General features: G+C 60.0%; 16 protein-coding genes, 1 pseudogene and 1 riboswitch. Of the genes and pseudogenes, 12 read left to right on the top strand and 5 right to left on the bottom strand.

Features of this window, described 5'->3' with window-relative positions; translation table 11 throughout:
- Positions 1–6: 6 nt before the first annotated feature.
- A complete protein-coding gene (locus tag K5E80_RS13855) occupies positions 7–720 on the bottom strand; it encodes a cytochrome b/b6 domain-containing protein (protein ID WP_220636713.1) in 714 nt (237 codons plus the stop codon).
- A 272-nt stretch (positions 721–992) separates the two neighbouring features.
- On the opposite strand from K5E80_RS13855, the pseudogene K5E80_RS13850 reads away from it, so the two are divergent.
- Positions 993–1,322 (top strand): annotated as a pseudogene (locus K5E80_RS13850) (transposase); the annotation flags it as partial.
- Complete coding sequence (locus K5E80_RS13845; RefSeq protein ID WP_220636712.1) at positions 1,297–1,776, top strand: porin family protein; 480 nt, start codon at positions 1,297–1,299, stop codon at positions 1,774–1,776. The pseudogene K5E80_RS13850 and the gene K5E80_RS13845, both read left to right, overlap by 26 nt.
- A gap of 99 nt (positions 1,777–1,875) precedes the next feature.
- Here K5E80_RS13845 and metF read toward each other — a convergent pair whose 3' ends face one another.
- The 3 genes from metF to K5E80_RS13830 form a co-directional block, all read right to left on the bottom strand.
- Positions 1,876–2,757 carry a methylenetetrahydrofolate reductase [NAD(P)H] gene (metF, locus tag K5E80_RS13840; protein WP_220636711.1) on the bottom strand — a complete coding sequence of 294 codons (882 nt, stop codon included), beginning with the start codon at positions 2,755–2,757 and terminating at the stop codon, positions 1,876–1,878.
- A complete protein-coding gene (ahcY, locus tag K5E80_RS13835) occupies positions 2,723–4,132 on the bottom strand; it encodes an adenosylhomocysteinase (protein WP_220636710.1) in 1,410 nt (469 codons plus the stop codon). The genes metF and ahcY overlap by 35 nt, the downstream gene beginning before the upstream one ends.
- An 80-nt stretch (positions 4,133–4,212) precedes the next feature.
- Positions 4,213–4,281: riboswitch (S-adenosyl-L-homocysteine riboswitch) on the bottom strand.
- Between the two features lie 115 nt (positions 4,282–4,396).
- On the bottom strand, positions 4,397–5,692 hold the full coding sequence (locus K5E80_RS13830; protein WP_220636709.1) for an OmpP1/FadL family transporter: 1,296 nt from the start codon (positions 5,690–5,692) through the stop codon (positions 4,397–4,399).
- Positions 5,693–5,961: 269 nt separating this feature from the next.
- On the opposite strand from K5E80_RS13830, the gene K5E80_RS13825 reads away from it, so the two are divergent.
- From K5E80_RS13825 to gloA, 10 genes are all read left to right on the top strand, one after another.
- Entirely contained in the window at positions 5,962–6,189 is a 228-nt protein-coding gene (locus K5E80_RS13825) for a FeoA family protein (protein ID WP_220636708.1), read from the top strand.
- 7 nt (positions 6,190–6,196) lie between these two features.
- The gene (gene feoB / locus K5E80_RS13820) at positions 6,197–7,993 is read left to right on the top strand and encodes a ferrous iron transport protein B (RefSeq protein ID WP_220636707.1); all 1,797 of its coding nucleotides are present in this window, start codon (positions 6,197–6,199) and stop codon (positions 7,991–7,993) included.
- Between the two features lie 57 nt (positions 7,994–8,050).
- Entirely contained in the window at positions 8,051–8,980 is a 930-nt protein-coding gene (gene glyQ, locus K5E80_RS13815) for a glycine--tRNA ligase subunit alpha (protein WP_220636706.1), read from the top strand.
- Positions 8,977–11,160 (top strand): glycine--tRNA ligase subunit beta, encoded by a 2,184-nt coding sequence (gene glyS, locus K5E80_RS13810; protein ID WP_220636705.1) that lies wholly within the window; start codon positions 8,977–8,979, stop codon positions 11,158–11,160. Before glyQ ends, glyS begins: the two co-directional genes overlap by 4 nt.
- Before the next feature lie 73 nt (positions 11,161–11,233).
- Positions 11,234–11,767 carry a D-glycero-beta-D-manno-heptose 1,7-bisphosphate 7-phosphatase gene (gene gmhB, locus K5E80_RS13805; RefSeq protein ID WP_220636704.1) on the top strand — a complete coding sequence of 178 codons (534 nt, stop codon included), beginning with the start codon at positions 11,234–11,236 and terminating at the stop codon, positions 11,765–11,767.
- 236 nt (positions 11,768–12,003) lie between these two features.
- Positions 12,004–12,738: a lysophospholipid acyltransferase family protein gene (locus K5E80_RS13800; protein ID WP_343213249.1), complete on the top strand. Its 735-nt coding sequence runs from the start codon at positions 12,004–12,006 to the stop codon at positions 12,736–12,738.
- Positions 12,725–13,213: a YgjP-like metallopeptidase domain-containing protein gene (locus tag K5E80_RS13795; protein ID WP_220636703.1), complete on the top strand. Its 489-nt coding sequence runs from the start codon at positions 12,725–12,727 to the stop codon at positions 13,211–13,213. Before K5E80_RS13800 ends, K5E80_RS13795 begins: the two co-directional genes overlap by 14 nt.
- Complete coding sequence (locus K5E80_RS13790) at positions 13,213–13,962, top strand: M48 family metallopeptidase (protein WP_220636702.1); 750 nt, start codon at positions 13,213–13,215, stop codon at positions 13,960–13,962. The genes K5E80_RS13795 and K5E80_RS13790 overlap by 1 nt, the downstream gene beginning before the upstream one ends.
- An 88-nt stretch (positions 13,963–14,050) precedes the next feature.
- Complete coding sequence (locus tag K5E80_RS13785) at positions 14,051–15,187, top strand: GGDEF domain-containing protein (protein WP_220636701.1); 1,137 nt, start codon at positions 14,051–14,053, stop codon at positions 15,185–15,187.
- A gap of 180 nt (positions 15,188–15,367) precedes the next feature.
- Positions 15,368–15,754: a lactoylglutathione lyase gene (gloA, locus tag K5E80_RS13780; RefSeq protein WP_220636700.1), complete on the top strand. Its 387-nt coding sequence runs from the start codon at positions 15,368–15,370 to the stop codon at positions 15,752–15,754.
- A gap of 15 nt (positions 15,755–15,769) precedes the next feature.
- Here gloA and K5E80_RS13775 read toward each other — a convergent pair whose 3' ends face one another.
- On the bottom strand, positions 15,770–16,237 hold the full coding sequence (locus K5E80_RS13775) for a methylated-DNA--[protein]-cysteine S-methyltransferase (protein ID WP_220636699.1): 468 nt from the start codon (positions 16,235–16,237) through the stop codon (positions 15,770–15,772).
- Between the last annotated feature and the right edge of the window lie 63 nt (positions 16,238–16,300).

The raw sequence follows: 16,300 nt of genomic DNA, 5'->3' as shown, positions 1-16,300 counted from the left end.
TTTGGTTTAGTCGTCATCGTGATCCGCGCCGCCTCCGCCATGTTCCGCAACCGCAACCCCTGGGTCGAGCAGCGCGGGCAACTTGCCCTGGCTGAGGCCCCAGCCGAATGTGACGAGCAGGCCGATCAGCACTACCGCAATGATGCCATGACCGCGCCGGATTCCCGCGTCATCGGGACCCTTCTTGTAGCCGGTGACCATCGCCTTGGCGAGGTTCTCGCGATGCAGCAGGCTGGAGACGATGACGCCAACGATATGTAGCAAGACTACGGTTAGCATCGCGTTGACGAAGAACTCGTGGATGTCCTCGAATGCTTCGCCACCCGCGCCGCCAGTGTTCATCCAGCCGGTAACGCCGATACCGATGCCGAGCGCGAGCATCAGCACGATGGCGACCGCGCCGAGCGGGTTGTGCCCGGTGTAATGCGGAGGCTTGCCTTTGAAATACGCGCCCATGTAGCTGATGATGGTAACGGGCGAGCGCAGGAACTCGGTAAAGCGCGCATAGCGACTGCCGGCCAGGCCCCACACCAAACGGAAGGCGATCAGCGCGGTGAACATATAGCCGCTCATCTGGTGTGCGATGGCGTAGGTATCCGATTCGGCGGTGAGATAAGCGATGGTAAGACAGGCTGCCAGCGACCAGTGAACCACCCTGGTCGGAAAATCCCAGACGAGGATGCGGTTGGCAAAAGACCTGGATTGCGGGATGGCACTCATGTTCGGCTCCTGGTTAAATGACGGGAACGAGTGTGCCGAAGCAAGCTTAAGGCAGCCTTACGGCGAGGCGTCTGCGCTCCGCAGCCGCGAAAGCGAATGACGATTCCCACGGGACGTTGCGCCAACGCAACAGACCTGAGGTCCGAAACATGGCGATCGCAATATGTGGCTATGCAAATGATTTAGGGAAATACTGAATAAATAACAAATGTCGTGAACGCTTTCTTTATCATGCTGTCTGACATGGAGTATCGAGCACAAGGGACGAAACGATGAAGCAGATGACGCTGGCGGCGACACGAGGATTCGAGAAGCACAACCGGGCGACGCGCAAGGCGGAGTTTCTGTCGCGCATGGACGGATTGATGCCGTGGGCCGGGTTTTGTGCGCTGATTGAACCGTATCACCCGAAGGTCGGGAATGGTCGGCCGCCAGTCGGGCTGGAACGGATGCTGCGGATGTACTGCGTGGCCAACTGGTTCAACCTGGCGGACGAAGCCTGCGAAGACGCGCTCTACGACGTGGCCGTGTTCCGGGAGTTCTGCCGGTTTGATCCGGGATGCGAGCGGATACCGGATGCCACGACGCTGCGCAACTTCCGCCAGCGCACAGGTTTATGGCCAGATCGCTTACTCCGCACTTAACGTTGATGGCGATGGCGTCAATGTTGATCTCGGCGCGATCGGCGCCACCGTTGGCTATGAGATAAATAAGAACTTCGCCGTGGAAGGCATGCTCGCTGGCGGTGTCCAGGACGACAACGTGGAAACGCCGTTCGGAAGCGTCAACGTCGATCTTAAGCACACCTATGGCGCCTTTCTGAAGCCGAAGATGGATCTTGGACAAAACTTCGAGCTATTCGCGCGGCTGGGCTGGGCGAAAACCAAGATTGACGCCGGCGGCGGGAGCGACTCTGAAAGCGACTTCGCTTACGGAGTTGGCCTGCAATACAGCTTTTCGCCAAAGGCCTATGTCACTGGCGGCTACATGAACCTCTACGACAAGGATGGCGTCCAGGTTGATGGCTGGAACATCGGTGTTGGCTACAAGTTCTAAGTTCTAACCCGCAATGACAAAAAAGCCCACCATCAATCGGTGGGCTTTTTTATTGCTGTAGGCTCAAATCGAAATAATGATGCCGGCCGATTTGACGGTTCAGGGCTCGTCCTGTCGGCTACGCAGGCGTGTCACGATCTCGGTGGTCAACCCCGCCTGATTCAGCGTGTAGAAATGCAGGCCCGGCGCGCCGGCGGCGAGCAACTGTTCGCACAGGCCGGTGACCACGTCGAGGCCGAGCGCGCGGATCGAGGCCGTATCGTCGCCGTAGGCTTCGAACTGTCTGCGCAGCCAGCGCGGTATCTCCGCGCCGCAGGCGTCGGCGAAGCGCGCCAGTTTGGAGAAACTGCCGATGGGCATGATGCCCGGCACGATCGGCGCTTCGATGCCGAGGCCGCGCGCCGCATCGACGAAGGCGGCATAGGCGTCGAAGTTGTAGAAGAACTGCGTGATCGCCGAGTTCGCGCCCGCGTCGATCTTGCGCTTGAAGGCAAGCAGGTCGTCCTTCGGAGACTTCGCCTGCGGATGCCATTCGGGATAGCACCCGACTTCGATATGGAACCAGTCGCCGCTTTCGCGGCGGATGAATTCGACCAGTTCATTGGCATAGCGGAACTCGCCCGCGTCGGCCGTGCCAGAAGGCAGGTCGCCGCGCAGCGCGACAATGCGGCGGATACCCGCCGCCTGGTAGCGCGTGAGCAATTCCCGCGTCGTCTCGCGCGTCGCGCCGATGCAGGAAATGTGCGGCGCGACGGGGAGTACTTCGCGCTGGATGTCGAACACTACTTCCAGCGTGTGCTCACGCGTCGAGCCGCCGGCGCCGTAGGTGACGGAGAAAAACTCCGGCTCCAGGGCCGCCAGTTTCGCCCGCGCTGCGCGCAGTTTTTCCACTCCCTCTGCCGTTTGAGGGGGAAAAAACTCAAAACTGATGTTGGCCGTCACGACATCAGTACCGGTAGTGATCCGCTTTGTACGGACCATCCTTCGGCACCCCGATATAGGCGGCCTGCTGGTCGGTCAGCTCGGAAAGCTGCGCATTCAGCTTCTTTAGTTGCAGGCGCGCGACCTTTTCATCGAGATGCTTGGGCAGGGTGTAGACGCCGACCGGATATTGCGCGGTCTGGGTGAACAGCTCGATCTGGGCGATGGTTTGGTTGGCGAACGAGGATGACATGACATAGCTCGGATGGCCGGTGCCGCAGCCGAGGTTCACCAGCCGGCCCTTGGCGAGCAGGATGATGCGCTTGCCGTCCGGGAAGATAACGTGGTCGACCTGCGGCTTGATCTCTTCCCACTGGTACTTTTCGAGCGAGGCGACGTTGATCTCGGAATCGAAGTGGCCGATGTTGCAGACGATGGCCTGGTCCTTCATTTTCGCCATGTGCTCGTGGTCGATGACATGAACATTGCCGGTGCAGGTGACGAAAATGTCGGCCTTGTCGCAGGCATAATCCATGGTCACCACGCGATAGCCTTCCATCGCCGCCTGCAGCGCGCAGATCGGGTCGATTTCGGTGACCCAGACCTGGGCCGAAAGCGCGCGCATGGCCTGCGCCGAGCCCTTGCCGACATCGCCGTAACCGCAGATCAGCGCCACCTTGCCGGCGATCATGACGTCGGTGGCGCGCTTGATGCCGTCCACCAGCGACTCGCGGCAACCATAGAGGTTGTCGAACTTCGACTTGGTCACCGAGTCGTTGACGTTGATGGCGGGGATTTTCAGTTCGCCGCGCTCGTGCATCTGGTAGAGGCGATGCACGCCGGTGGTGGTCTCTTCGGTGACGCCCTTGATCTGCGCCAGGCGCGTCGAATACCACTTGGGATCGGTCTTCAGCTTGGCCTTGATCGCCGCAAACAACACCATCGCTTCCTCGCTATCGGGCTTGTCGAGCACCGAGACGTCCTTCTCGGCGCGGCTGCCCAGATGCAGCAGCAGCGTGGCGTCGCCGCCGTCGTCGAGGATCATGTTTGAGAACCCACCGTCCGGCCATTCGAAAATGCGATGGGTATAGTCCCAGTAGTCGACCAGCGATTCGCCCTTGACCGCGAACACGGCTACGCCATCAGCAGCAATGGCGGCGGCAGCGTGGTCCTGGGTCGAGAAAATATTGCACGAGGCCCAGCGCACTTGCGCGCCAAGCGCGGTCAGCGTTTCGATCAGCACGGCGGTCTGGATCGTCATGTGCAGCGAGCCGGTGATGCGCGCGCCCTTCAGGGGCTGGCTCCTGGCGAACTCCTCGCGGATCGCCATCAGGCCCGGCATTTCGGTTTCGGCGATACGGATTTCCTTGCGCCCCCAATCGGCGAGGCCGAGGTCGGCAATTACATAATCGTTGTTGTCAGTCACAGCGTTCATCTATCGGCTCCTTGAACTGTGACCGGGAGGGAGATATCGCGCCTGGGTCTTGCCCCTGGTCTCACCCTGGCCCGGTACGGGTTGGGTGAGCGCCGTTACAAATTTTCCGAGCCTGGGACCATTGCAGTCTCGCAGCGCTCCTCGGAGTGGGCGGATTATAACAATATCGGAAGAATCACCGCACATTCTGTCGCCCTGCCCTCCGGAATTACCAGCCCCGGACGCAGCGGGTATCACGCAGGGCAGGCAACACCTTGCAACAAATCAGAAACTCGCGGAATACTGCACGCCCAAAAGCCAGCTGCTGTCCTTGTAGGTACCGGTAACCTGGCCACGGCCGGCCGCCGCCTGATTGTTGTTGATCGATGCATCCTGCATGATGAGATAGGCGGCACCGACATCCAGCGCGGAGTCCTTGACCGGTTTCCATTGTGTGCCGAAGGACAGCCAGATACGGTTGTTGTCGGGCAGGGAGACCAGGCGAGTGGAGGCATTCTTGACCGGCGTCTCGTCGTAGGCAACGCCGAATTTGAGCTTGAGGTCCTCCCTCATCTTGTAGTTGGCGCCAAGCGCAAGCCGCCATGTATCGCGGAAGTCGGTATCCAGCGTCTGCGCCACCGTACCAGACCCGGCGCCCGACGTGCGCCTGATATCGATCTTGGGAATACTGCTCCAGCCGGTCCAGGACAGGTCCGCCAATCCCTCCCACTGATCGGCACATTGGTGGGTCAGGCTGGCGATGACGGTGTCAGGCAGTTCGAGGCTGGCCTTGGCATCGCTCGCTATCGCGGCATTGACGGCACCGACGGGGCCGCTGGCCTCGATCTTGCCGCTAAGGTCGTACTTGATGCGGGAGCGGTAGGAAATGCCGAGCTTGCTTGCTGGCGACAGCTTGAACAGGGCGCCCACATTCCAGCCCCAGGCTTCATCATCGAGAGTCAGCTTGAGCGGAGTGGCCGCCGCCAGGGGTGCAGTACCCGGCCCGAACAAGGCGACAACACCGGCCTGCCGCTTGTACTCCGCTTCCAGACGCTGCCAGCTGACACCGCCGCCGACGGACACGGTGTCATTGACCCGATAGGCGATGGAGGGATTGATGTTGTAGGTCTTGACATCAAAGCTGGTGGCCTGGGCAGCGCCGAGCCAGGGTTTGTCGTACTTGGTCATCAAGCCGAAAGGGGCGCCGAAGCCGATGCCAAGATATAGATCCTTGTCATACGCCCAGGACAGGTAGCCATTGGGCACAAAGCCCAGCCGGCCGCCATCGCCGCCATTCCCCGTACCGGCCAGAGCCCCGACGCTGGAGCCGCCGTCGTGGAACTTGAAGCTGGGCTCGATAGCGGCTACACCCACTGAATATTCCCTTGCCTTAAGTTGGGTCATGCCAGCGGGGTTATAGAAAATCGTGCTGGCGTTATCGGCCACCGCCGCTGATCCGGCATAGGCATTGCCCATGCCACTGGCGTTTTGCTCCAGCAATTGGAACCCCGCGGCGCCGGCAGTACTGGAAAATATGGAGGCGAACAGCGCCGGCAACAGAATTGGATGGATGTTTTTCATTGTGCTTCGCTCTTCTGGTCGATCATCATACCGGGACTGTATCACCCTACCCTATCTAGCTAGACCATGGCCATGAACATTGCAAGGTACCTCTCATCGGGATAAGCATTTGTATTAAGCTTTTGACACCAGCGACGAAGATGTTTTTAGCATAATCCGGCCTTCTTCCCGCGACTTTGTGACCTGCGACACGTTGGAGCGCAAACATTGTCTTGCCAAAACTGCGTTATATCGTGGATAATGAGAACAGTTCTCAACTAGATGCTGTCATGCCACATACGCTTATCTCCTTGTTGCCGGGCCAGGATGCGTCGATAGCCGCCATCCAGGCGGGTGAAGCCTTGCATCATCGCCTTGCGGCAATGGGGTTTCGCATCGGTCGCCGGGTTCAGTTGATGCGCCGTGGCGCCATGAATGGTCCGCTGCATGTGCGCATTGGCAGCACCGACATCATCATCCGCCGCAGCGACGCCCGCTGCGTCAAAATCTCGCGTTAAATTCGTTATGAAACGCGTCGCCCTGCTGGGTATGCCAAACACCGGCAAGTCGACTCTGTTCAACCGCCTCTCCGGTGCTTCGGCGCGCGTCGGCAACTGGCCGGGGGTCACCGTCGACTTGATGACGGCGAAGATCATGGTCGGTGGCGACATGGCAGAAATCATCGACCTGCCCGGCATCTATGACCTGCATGGCTACGCCGACGACGAGAAAGTAGTGCGCCATTTTCTTGAGCAGCAGAAAGTCGACCTGCTCGTGGTGCTTGTCAATGCAGTCCAGCTGGAGCGCCAGTTGGTGCTGCCGCTGCAACTCAAGGAACTCGGCTTTCCGCTCGTAGTGTTGATCAACATGAGCGACGAAGCCAAAAAACTCGGCATCGGCATCGATACCGCAAGCCTGGCGCGCGGCCTGGGTACGCCGGTAGTTGCCATCAGCGCCAAATACGGCGATGGCCAGCGCGACATGATGAGCGCCATGACGCGCGCGCTGGGCGAGATTTCCACTCATGGCACCCTGCCCGCACCAGGCAAGCGCCGGCTGGAAGAAGACGATGCATTCGAAGTGCGCGCCGCCGCCCTGATTGCGAGCAGCGTAGACATGCCGACCGTACTGCCGGAGCGCTTCAGCGACAAGCTCGACGATGTGCTGATGCACAAGCTGTGGGGACTGCCGCTGTTTTTCCTCGCCATGTTCGGCGTTTTTGCCGGCGTGTTCTGGCTCGGGGCGCCGATACAGAGCGGGGTGCAGGATGCGCTCGGCGCTTTCGGTACCCATGTGCTGACACCCGTGGTCTCGGCTCTGCCCGAGCTGGCGCGCGGCCTGGTCGTCGATGGCATTTTCAATGGTGTATCGACCGTGGCCAGTTTCGTGCCGATGATCGTGTTGTTCTTTTTCTTCATGGCCGTGATCGAGGATTCCGGCTATCTCTCCCGCGCCGCCTATCTGATGGATGCGCTGATGGCGAAAATGGGGCTCGACGGCCGCAGCTTCGTCATGCTGCTGATGGGCTTCGGCTGCAACGTGCCGGCGCTGATGGGCACGCGCGTCATGCGCAGCCGCGCCTTGCGCCTGCTCTCGATGCTGGTGATTCCGTTTTCGCTTTGTTCGGCGCGGTTGCAGGTGTTCCTGTTCATCATCGCCGCGCTGTTCTCGCCGCGCCAGGCGCCGTTTGTGCTGTTGTCGCTGTATCTCGCCAGTTTTGTCATCGCCTTCCTCACCGCGCTGATCTTCAAGCGCAGCAAGCAATTCAGTTCCGACGAACCCTTCGTCATCGAATTGCCGCCCTATCGCCTGCCGACGCTGCACCAGGTATGGACGCGCGGCTGGCTCGAAGCGCGCCACTTCCTGCTGCGCGCGAGCAAGATCATCATCGCCGGCGTGGTGCTGGTGTGGCTGCTGACCCATCTGCCGGCCGGCGTCACCCCGGCCGGCGTCGACAGCTATTCCGGCATCATCGGCCGCTTCATGCAGCCGGTGCTGGGGCCGCTCGGCATCGACGAGAAACTCACCATCGCGCTGATCTTCGGCTTCGTCGCCAAGGAAGTCGTGATCGGTGCGCTGGCGGTGATCTACGGTATGGAAGGCGCTGCCCTGACCAGCCACATCAGCCACAGCTTCAACTGGGTGCAGGCTTACAGCTTCATGTTGTTTACCCTGATCTACACGCCCTGTCTGTCGACCATCGCGACTTTGCGCGCCGAATCGCGCAGCCTCAGGTTCACCCTGCTGGCCGTAGCATGGCCGCTGCTGCTGGCGTGGACCGTGAGCTTCGTTTTCTACCAGACCTTCAAGCATCTGGTTTAGCCAGATAACCCGTCCCAGCCTGTAAAATCGCGCAATTCACGAATTGCGGGCTTGTTCATGGCAACAGAGAAACCAACGTTTCAGGAATTGATCCTGCGGCTACAGACCTACTGGGCCGACCAAGGCTGCGCCCTCTTGCAGCCTTATGACATGGAAGTCGGTGCCGGCACCAGCCACACCGCCACCTTTCTGCGCGCTCTGGGGCCTGAGCCGTGGAAAGCCGGCTACGTGCAGCCTTCTCGTCGCCCCAAGGACGGCCGCTACGGCGAGAACCCGAACCGCCTGCAGCATTACTACCAGTATCAGGTGGTGCTCAAACCCGCGCCGGAAAACATCCTTGAACTCTATCTTGGCTCGCTCGCAGCGCTCGGCTTCGACCTCAAGCAGAATGACATCCGCTTCGTCGAGGACGATTGGGAAAACCCGACGCTCGGCGCCTGGGGACTGGGCTGGGAAGTCTGGTTGAACGGCATGGAGGTCACGCAATTCACCTACTTCCAGCAGGTCGGCGGCATCGACTGCAAGCCGATCACCGGCGAAATCACCTATGGTCTGGAACGGCTCGCGATGTACCTGCAAAGCGTTGAGAACGTTTTCGATCTGGTCTGGACCAAGGGACTCAGCTATGGCGACGTCTATCACCAAAACGAAGTCGAGCAATCCACTTACAACTTCGAGCACAGCGATGCCGGGTTTTTATTTACGGCCTTCGGTGCTTTTGAAAAACAGGCCCAGCACCTGATGCGGGAACAGCTCGCGCTGCCGGCCTACGAGCAGGTGCTCAAGGCTGCGCATACCTTCAACCTGCTCGACGCGCGTGGCGCCATCTCGGTCACCGAGCGCGCCGCCTACATCGGTCGCATCCGCAACCTCGCTCGCAGCGTGGCGCAGAGCTATCTCGACAGCCGCGCCCGGCTCGGTTTTCCAATGGCGCCCAAGGCACATGCCGAAGAAGTATTGGCCAGGATGGAAAAGGTGGCGGCATGAAAACGAGCGTAAGCGAAGCTTCGGCGAAGGCTAATGCGCCTGAAGGGCGCGTTAAGGCCGATAGGCCGGCGGGAGCCAACACGAAAAATTTGCTGGTCGAACTGTTTGTCGAGGAATTGCCGCCAAAGGCATTGAAGAAGCTCGGTGATGTTTTCTCGCAGACACTGGCTGCAACGCTGAAGGCGCAGGGGCTGTGCGGCAATTCATCGGTAACGACTTCGTTCGCCTCGCCGCGCCGTCTCGCCGCGCATGTTTCAGCAGTGACGGCGCAAGCGGCTGATAAATCCATAGCGCAGAAACTGATGCCGGCAAGCGTCGGTCTCGACGCGAATGGCAATGCGACACCAGCGCTGCTGAAAAAACTTGCCGCATTGGGAGCAGAGGCAAGCGTTGTGGCCAAACTGCGGCGCGAATCGGATGGCAAAGCCGATCTGCTTTACTTCGACAGCATGGCGAAAGGCGCGACACTGGCCGAAGGCTTGCAGAAGGCCATCGAAGCCGCGCTTGCCGCGCTGCCGATTCCCAAGGTCATGACCTATCAACTCGCCGATGGCTGGACAACGGTTAACTTCGTGCGTCCTGCCCACGGCCTTGTCGCGCTGCATGGTGCTGAAGTAGTGTCGGTTGAAGTGTTGGGCCTGAAAGCAGGGCGTGAAACCCGTGGCCATCGCTTCGAGGCAAGCGCCGATCCGATCGTGCTCCAGGATGCCGACAGCTATGCGAAACAGCTAGAGCAGGACGGCGCGGTAGTCGCCAGCTTCGCTGCGCGGCGCGACGAAATTTCACACCAGTTGCAAAAAGCCGCCGCCAAGGCCGGTGGCCAGGCGATCGCGGACGATGCTCTGCTCGACGAAGTGACGGCCCTGGTCGAACGCCCCAATGTGCTGATCGGCCAGTTCGAAGAAGCCTTCCTCGAAGTGCCGCAGGAATGCCTGATTCTCACCATGAAGGCGAATCAGAAATATTTTCCGCTGCTCGATGCCAAAGGCAAGCTCACCAACAAATTCCTCATCGTCAGCAACATCCGTCCCGGTGATCCGAGCGACGTGATCGGCGGCAACGAACGCGTGGTGCGCCCGCGCCTCGCCGATGCCAAGTTTTTCTACGACCAGGATCGCAAGAAGTCCCTGGCTGACCGGATCCCCAGTCTGGCAAAAGTCGTTTATCACAACAAGCTAGGCACGCAAGGAGAACGTACGCAGCGAGTAGCCGAGTTGGCGCGATCGATCGCGCCCCAGCTCGGTATCGATCGCGACCAGGCCGGTGAGGCCGCCATGATGGCCAAGGCCGACCTGCTGACCGACATGGTGGGCGAGTTCCCCGAGCTGCAAGGCATCATGGGGCGCTACTACGCGCTGCATGACGGACTTTCTGTCGAGATTGCCGATGCGATCGAAGATCACTACAAACCGCGCTTCGCCGGCGACAGCCTGCCGCGCGGTCAGGTCGGCATTGTCGTCGCACTGGCCGACAAGCTGGAAACGCTGGTGGGATTGTTCGGTATTGGCCAGATTCCCACTGGCGACAAGGATCCTTTTGCCCTGCGCCGCCATGCGCTGGGTGTGATTCGCATGCTGAGCGAACGCGATCTTCCCCTTGAACTGAATCGCCTGCTCGAAGATGCCAGTGGCGTATTTCGGAATGTCGGCAAGGATTTCAGGTTTGAGCTCGATGCGCTGACCGATTTTATTTACGAACGCCTCGCCGGTTCCCTGCGCGAGCAGGGCTACTCGGCACAGGAAGTCGATGCGGTGATCAGCCTGCGTCCGCAACGCCTGGGCGACATCCCCAAGCGTCTCGCTGCCGTGCGCGCCTTCGCCACTCTGCCTGAAGCCGCCAGTCTTGCCGCCGCCAACAAGCGCGTCGGCAACATCCTGAAAAAAGTCGATGGCGCAATTTCCGTGCAGGTTGATGTAAACCTGCTCAACGACTCGGCCGAAGTAGCGCTGAACTGGTCGCTCGAAAATGTCAGGCAGCAAGCCGACATCGCCTTCGATGCGGGCGACTACACCGCTTCGCTGAAATCGCTGGCGGCTTTGAAGGTGCCGGTCGATGCCTTTTTCACCGATGTGATGGTCAACGTGGACGATGACAAGTTGCGCAACAACCGCCTGGCGCTGCTGGCCAACCTGCACGCCGCCATGAACCGCGTCGCCGATTTGTCGAAACTTTCTACCTGAGAATACGGAGAAGACGGGATTTGCCTTTGTATTCCTCTGTCTCCTTCGTGCCCTCTGTGGTGAAAATGCAGTCATGAAACTCGTCATTCTCGACCGCGACGGCGTCATCAATCACGATTCCGACCTCTACATCAAGTCGCCGGACGAGTGGGTGCCCATCAAGGGCAGTCCGGAGGCGATCGCGCGCCTCAACCAGTGGGGCTATCGCGTGGTGGTCGCCACCAACCAGTCCGGGGTCGGCCGCGGCCTGTTCGGCATGGACATGCTGAATGCCATCCACAATAAAATGATCCGCGTGGTGACGCACGCGGGCGGACGCATTGACGCCGTGTTTTTCTGTCCGCATACCGACGCGGACAAGTGCAATTGCCGCAAGCCGAAGACCGGCATGCTGGAAGACATCGCGACGCGCTTTCGCTGCGACCTCAGCGGCGTGCCGGCGATTGGCGATTCGCTGCGCGATCTGCAGGCGGCGGTGGCGGTCGGCGCGGAACCGCTGCTGGTGCTGACCGGCAAGGGAGCAAAGGCGCAACTCGATCCCAGACTGCCGGCCGGCACCCTGATCTTTGCCGATCTGGCCGCTGCGGTGGAGAGCCTGACGCCATGATCCTGGAAACGGCAGTTGACCGCTTGTCCTCTTTTGGAACTCCGTATGGCTACTGATGCTTGTGCTTTCAATCAAGCTCATCGCATGAGTGAGATCGCTACGTACCGTATTGCACGACTGGCAGGTCGTCTGGCTGTGTTGCGCCTCCTAACAGGGGACGTCCATGTCGCGTCGTTGCGCCTTGCCAGCCAACCTGCCGGCCGCACACTCCGATACGTCCAACTGCCGTTTCTAGGATGATCGCTGCAATTCGTTCGCTGCTGTTCCTGACCATCGTCATCGTGTGGACCGTGGTGTTCTGTTCTTGTCTGCTGCTCTTCTGTTTCTGGCTGCCGCATCACACCCTGCGCCAACTGGGACATGGGTGGACCCGCCCGGTGACCTGGTTGATCAAGCATGTGCTGGGTATCGGTTATGAATTGCGCGGCCGCGAAAACATCGTCGAGCCGGCAGTAGTCCTCTGCAAGCACCAATCGGCATGGGAGACCATCGTCCTCCAGGAAATATTCCCCGACCTGCTTTTCGTCTGGAAAAAGGAACTCAAGCTGATCCCGTTTTTTGGTTGGGGCCTGGCCTTGATGCCGATGATCTCGATTGATCGCGGCGCCGGCAAGGATGCGTTGAGACAACTTCTGACGCAAGGCAAGTTGCGTTTGTCACAAGGCTATTCAGTGGCGGTGTTTCCGGAAGGCACGCGCGTCGCTCCGGGCAACAGGCGGCGCTACAAGATCGGCGGCGCCTATCTGGCCGTGGATGCCGCCGCGCCCATCGTGCCGGTGGCCCTGAACTCGGGCGAAGTATGGGGACGCAACGCCTTATTCAAACGGCCAGGTACGGTGGTCGTGAGTATCGGCCCGCACATCGACACTGCGGGCATTACGGCGGAAGCAGCCAATGCACGCGCCGAGCGCTGGATCGAAGCCGAGATGCGCAACATCAGCCCGCACCTTTATCCGCATGAAACTGCGTAACCAGACAAGATCGCCGCAACGAACCCTGTTTGACACGGACCCGGGCGGCGTCCTTGCCTCGCCCTGGCACGAAGGCGCGCAGCTCGATTACCTTGGCGCTTCGCTGTGCCTGAAGCTGGATACCGATCGCCGACAGGCGCTGCGCGAGGACGATGTGCTGCATCTGCCGCTACCGCCCGAGGCGACGGAGCGTCAGATACAGGATGCCGCGGAAAGCTGGTTGCGACGCGAAGCCAAACACCTGTTCACGCACATGATCGCACAGGAATCGCAGCGAATTGGCAGCAATACGCCGGCATTGTCGCTCTCGTTTTCCCTGCGCTGCGGCTGGGTTCAGGTTGAGGATCGCATGCTGCGGATAAACTGGCGCCTGATCGAGCAACCGCTGCCAATCATTGAGTTAACCCTGCGCCGCGCTGTCGCGATGTTGCCCCTGCAGCCGGCCGCAGCCGACCTGTTTTCCGCGCTGGCATAGTGAAGCTGCCGCTGTTCGATCAACTGTCGCTGTTCTTCACCCCATCGACAGCGCCACCCGAAAAGAAGCGCCACATCCTGCTCGGCAGTCGCGTTGTCGAATACACCTTGCGCCAGGCGCCTCGCCGGCGTCTCGCGCTGAACATCGACGAGCGCGGCTTGCGCGTCGCCGCACCGCGCGCGATCGGCATTGCCGAAATCGAAAGCTTCATTCGCAACCATGCCAATTGGGTTATCGGCAAGCTCGATGAATACACCAGCCGCACGAATAGACAACTCGCCATACGCGACGGTCAGCGCTTGCCCCTGCTCGGCGATGAGGTGGAAATTCGCATCGTTGCCGGCGGCAACCGGATTCGCTGGCACGACGACGCCCTGGTATTGGAGGCGCGCGCCGATGCCGATCTCGATGCCCTGGCGCGACGCGCCCTGCAGCGCCGGGCGCACGAAATCTTCTCGCAGCGCATCGAACATTACGGCCGCGGCATTGCCCGGCCGGTTCCTCCCTTGTCGCTCAGTTCGGCGCGCACGCGCTGGGGCAGTTGCAGCGCCAGCGGCATCCGCCTCAATTGGCGCCTGATCCATCTGCCGCTGTACCTGATCGACTATGTGGTAGCGCACGAGCTGGCCCATCTCGAACAAATGAACCACAGCCCGCGTTTCTGGGCGGTGGTCGAGCGTCTCTATCCCGACCACCGCAATGCGCGCGCCGAACTCAAGCGGCGCACGGCGGAGCTGCCGGTGATTTAGATCCCCCACGAACTGTTCCCTGCCCTAGAATTACCCATTAATCAAGTGGCGGCATTCTGTGAAAAACTTGAATGGAGCCCGGCATCTGATGGATACCTTTGTTTGGGACAAGCATTTCACCACTGGGCTGGAAACGGTGGACCAACAGCATCACCATCTGGTCGACTTGGTCAATCAACTCGGCGAGTCCCTGATTGCCGGAGAAGTGCAGGGGCCAGAGGCCTTGCAGGCGATTTTCGGTCAGCTCGCCGATTACGCCCAGTATCACTTCGCGGAAGAGGAATGCCTGATGCAGGAAACCGGCGTTGACCTTCGCCATCGGGATACTCACTGCCAGTGCCATGTTCAATTTGTCGAACAGATATTAACAATGTGGGACTCCCGCAGCTCAATGGCCAACCCGGCGGAAATCCTGCATGGGTTTCTTTTTTCCTGGCTGGGCTTTCATATTCTCGGGGAAGATCAGACGATGGCACGCCAGATCGCACTCATCCGTGCCGGTAAATCGCCGGATCAGGCCTGCGACATCGAGATGGCGCGCACAGACGATGTCACCGCTGCCTTGTTGCAGGCGTTGCGTAATCTTTATCACGTGCTATCTGTGCAAAACCGCGATCTAGCCGCGACCAATCTTGGTCTGGAAAAAATGGTTGCCGAGCGCACTGCGGAATTGACGCAGGCCAACCAGGCTTTGACGAATCTCAATCAACATCTGGATGCGCTTTCCAACAGCGATAGCCTGCTGGGGATTGCCAACCGCAGGTATTTCGACAGCAGGCTGGAAAAGGAATGGCGCGGGGTAATCCGGGAACAGTCGCCCCTGTCCCTGCTGCTGATCGACGTTGACTACTTCAAGCATTTCAACGACTGCTATGGCCATCAGGCCGGGGATCACTGTCTTCAATCAGTAGTGAAGGCCGCGCAAATCGCACTCAAGCGCCCTGGCGACCTGTTGGCCCGCTATGGCGGCGATGAGCTGGCCGTTATCCTGCCGAACACCGAACTGGACGGCGCAATTCTGGTGGCGCAGGCCATCCAGCGGGAACTTGCGGAGCAGCATATTCCACATGCGAATTCACCGCTCGCCGATCTGGTTACGCTCAGTATCGGCGCCGCCATGATGATACCTGACGAGCAGAGCAGTGCCATCATGTTGGTGGCTGCTACCGATCGTGGTTTGTACGTGGCGAAGAAAAGCGGCCGCAACCGTATTTGTTCCGGATAGTTATTGAACCTGAGAACTACAGAAACAAGCCTCAGAGCAGAGAGCACAGAGAAAAGTTAACCAAATATCAATATACTCACCCGCTGGGTGAGTTGGACAATCGCTGCAAATCCCTGCTTTATCTCTGTGTTCTCTTTGATCTCTGTGGCTAAATGCTTTGTAGGTTGAAAGATACCCATAATGAAAATCCTGCATACCATGCTGCGTGTCGGCGACTTGGACAAGTCGCTGGCTTTCTATACCGAAGTGCTGGGCATGCGCCTGCTGCGCCGTACCGATTACCCGGAAGGCAAGTTCACGCTGGCCTTCGTCGGCTATCAGGAAGAGTCGGATGGCACGGTGATCGAACTGACCTACAACTACGGCGTCGATCGCTACGATCCGGGTAGCGCCTTCGGCCACATTGCCATCCAGGTCGACGATGCTTATGCCATGTGCGATTCAATCCGGCAGCGCGGCGGCAAGGTGACGCGCGAAGCGGGCCCGATGAAGCACGGCACCACGGTGATCGCCTTCGCCGAGGATCCGGACGGCTACAAGATAGAACTCATCCAGCGCAAGCGCTGACATTAGGCGAGACTGCTATTCGCGGGCTTCATGCTCCAGTAGCCAGCGCTTGATGTCGAGCAGGAAACCGCCGCGCTCGCGCGCAAAACCGCCCAACCCGCCGCCAGTCGCAATCACGCGATGGCAAGGGACCACAAGGGGATACGGATTTGCACCGCAGGCGCCACCCACCGCACGCGGCGCGCTCTGCACCGCTTTCGCCAGTTCGCCGTAAGTCGTCACCTGACCGGGAGGAATGGCGGCAATCTCCTGCCATACCTTGCGCTGGAAAAATGTCCCTGCGGCAGCCAGCGGCAGGCTGAACTCGAAGGCCGGATTCTTGAGATAGGCGCGCAACTGGCGCACGGCTTCCTTTGCCAACGGCGTCTTCGGCGTTTGTTCGGCGCCCGGTTGCAGATAGTCGATCCGGGTGATCTCGTCCCGGTTGCAGCAGACGCCGAGATTGAAGCCTGGCGCCTTGATGATTGCCGCGTAATCGCTCATGTCAGCCCCGCCGGGCCGCCCCAAGGGACTGACGCGTCCCCTCGGGGGGCAGCGAACGAAGTG

This window comes from Georgfuchsia toluolica (assembly GCF_907163265.1).
Taxonomy (GTDB): Bacteria; Pseudomonadota; Gammaproteobacteria; order Burkholderiales; family Rhodocyclaceae; genus Georgfuchsia; species Georgfuchsia toluolica.
The sequence above is the reverse complement of the archived record's forward strand: the minus strand, read 5'-3'. Positions and strand labels throughout refer to the sequence as shown.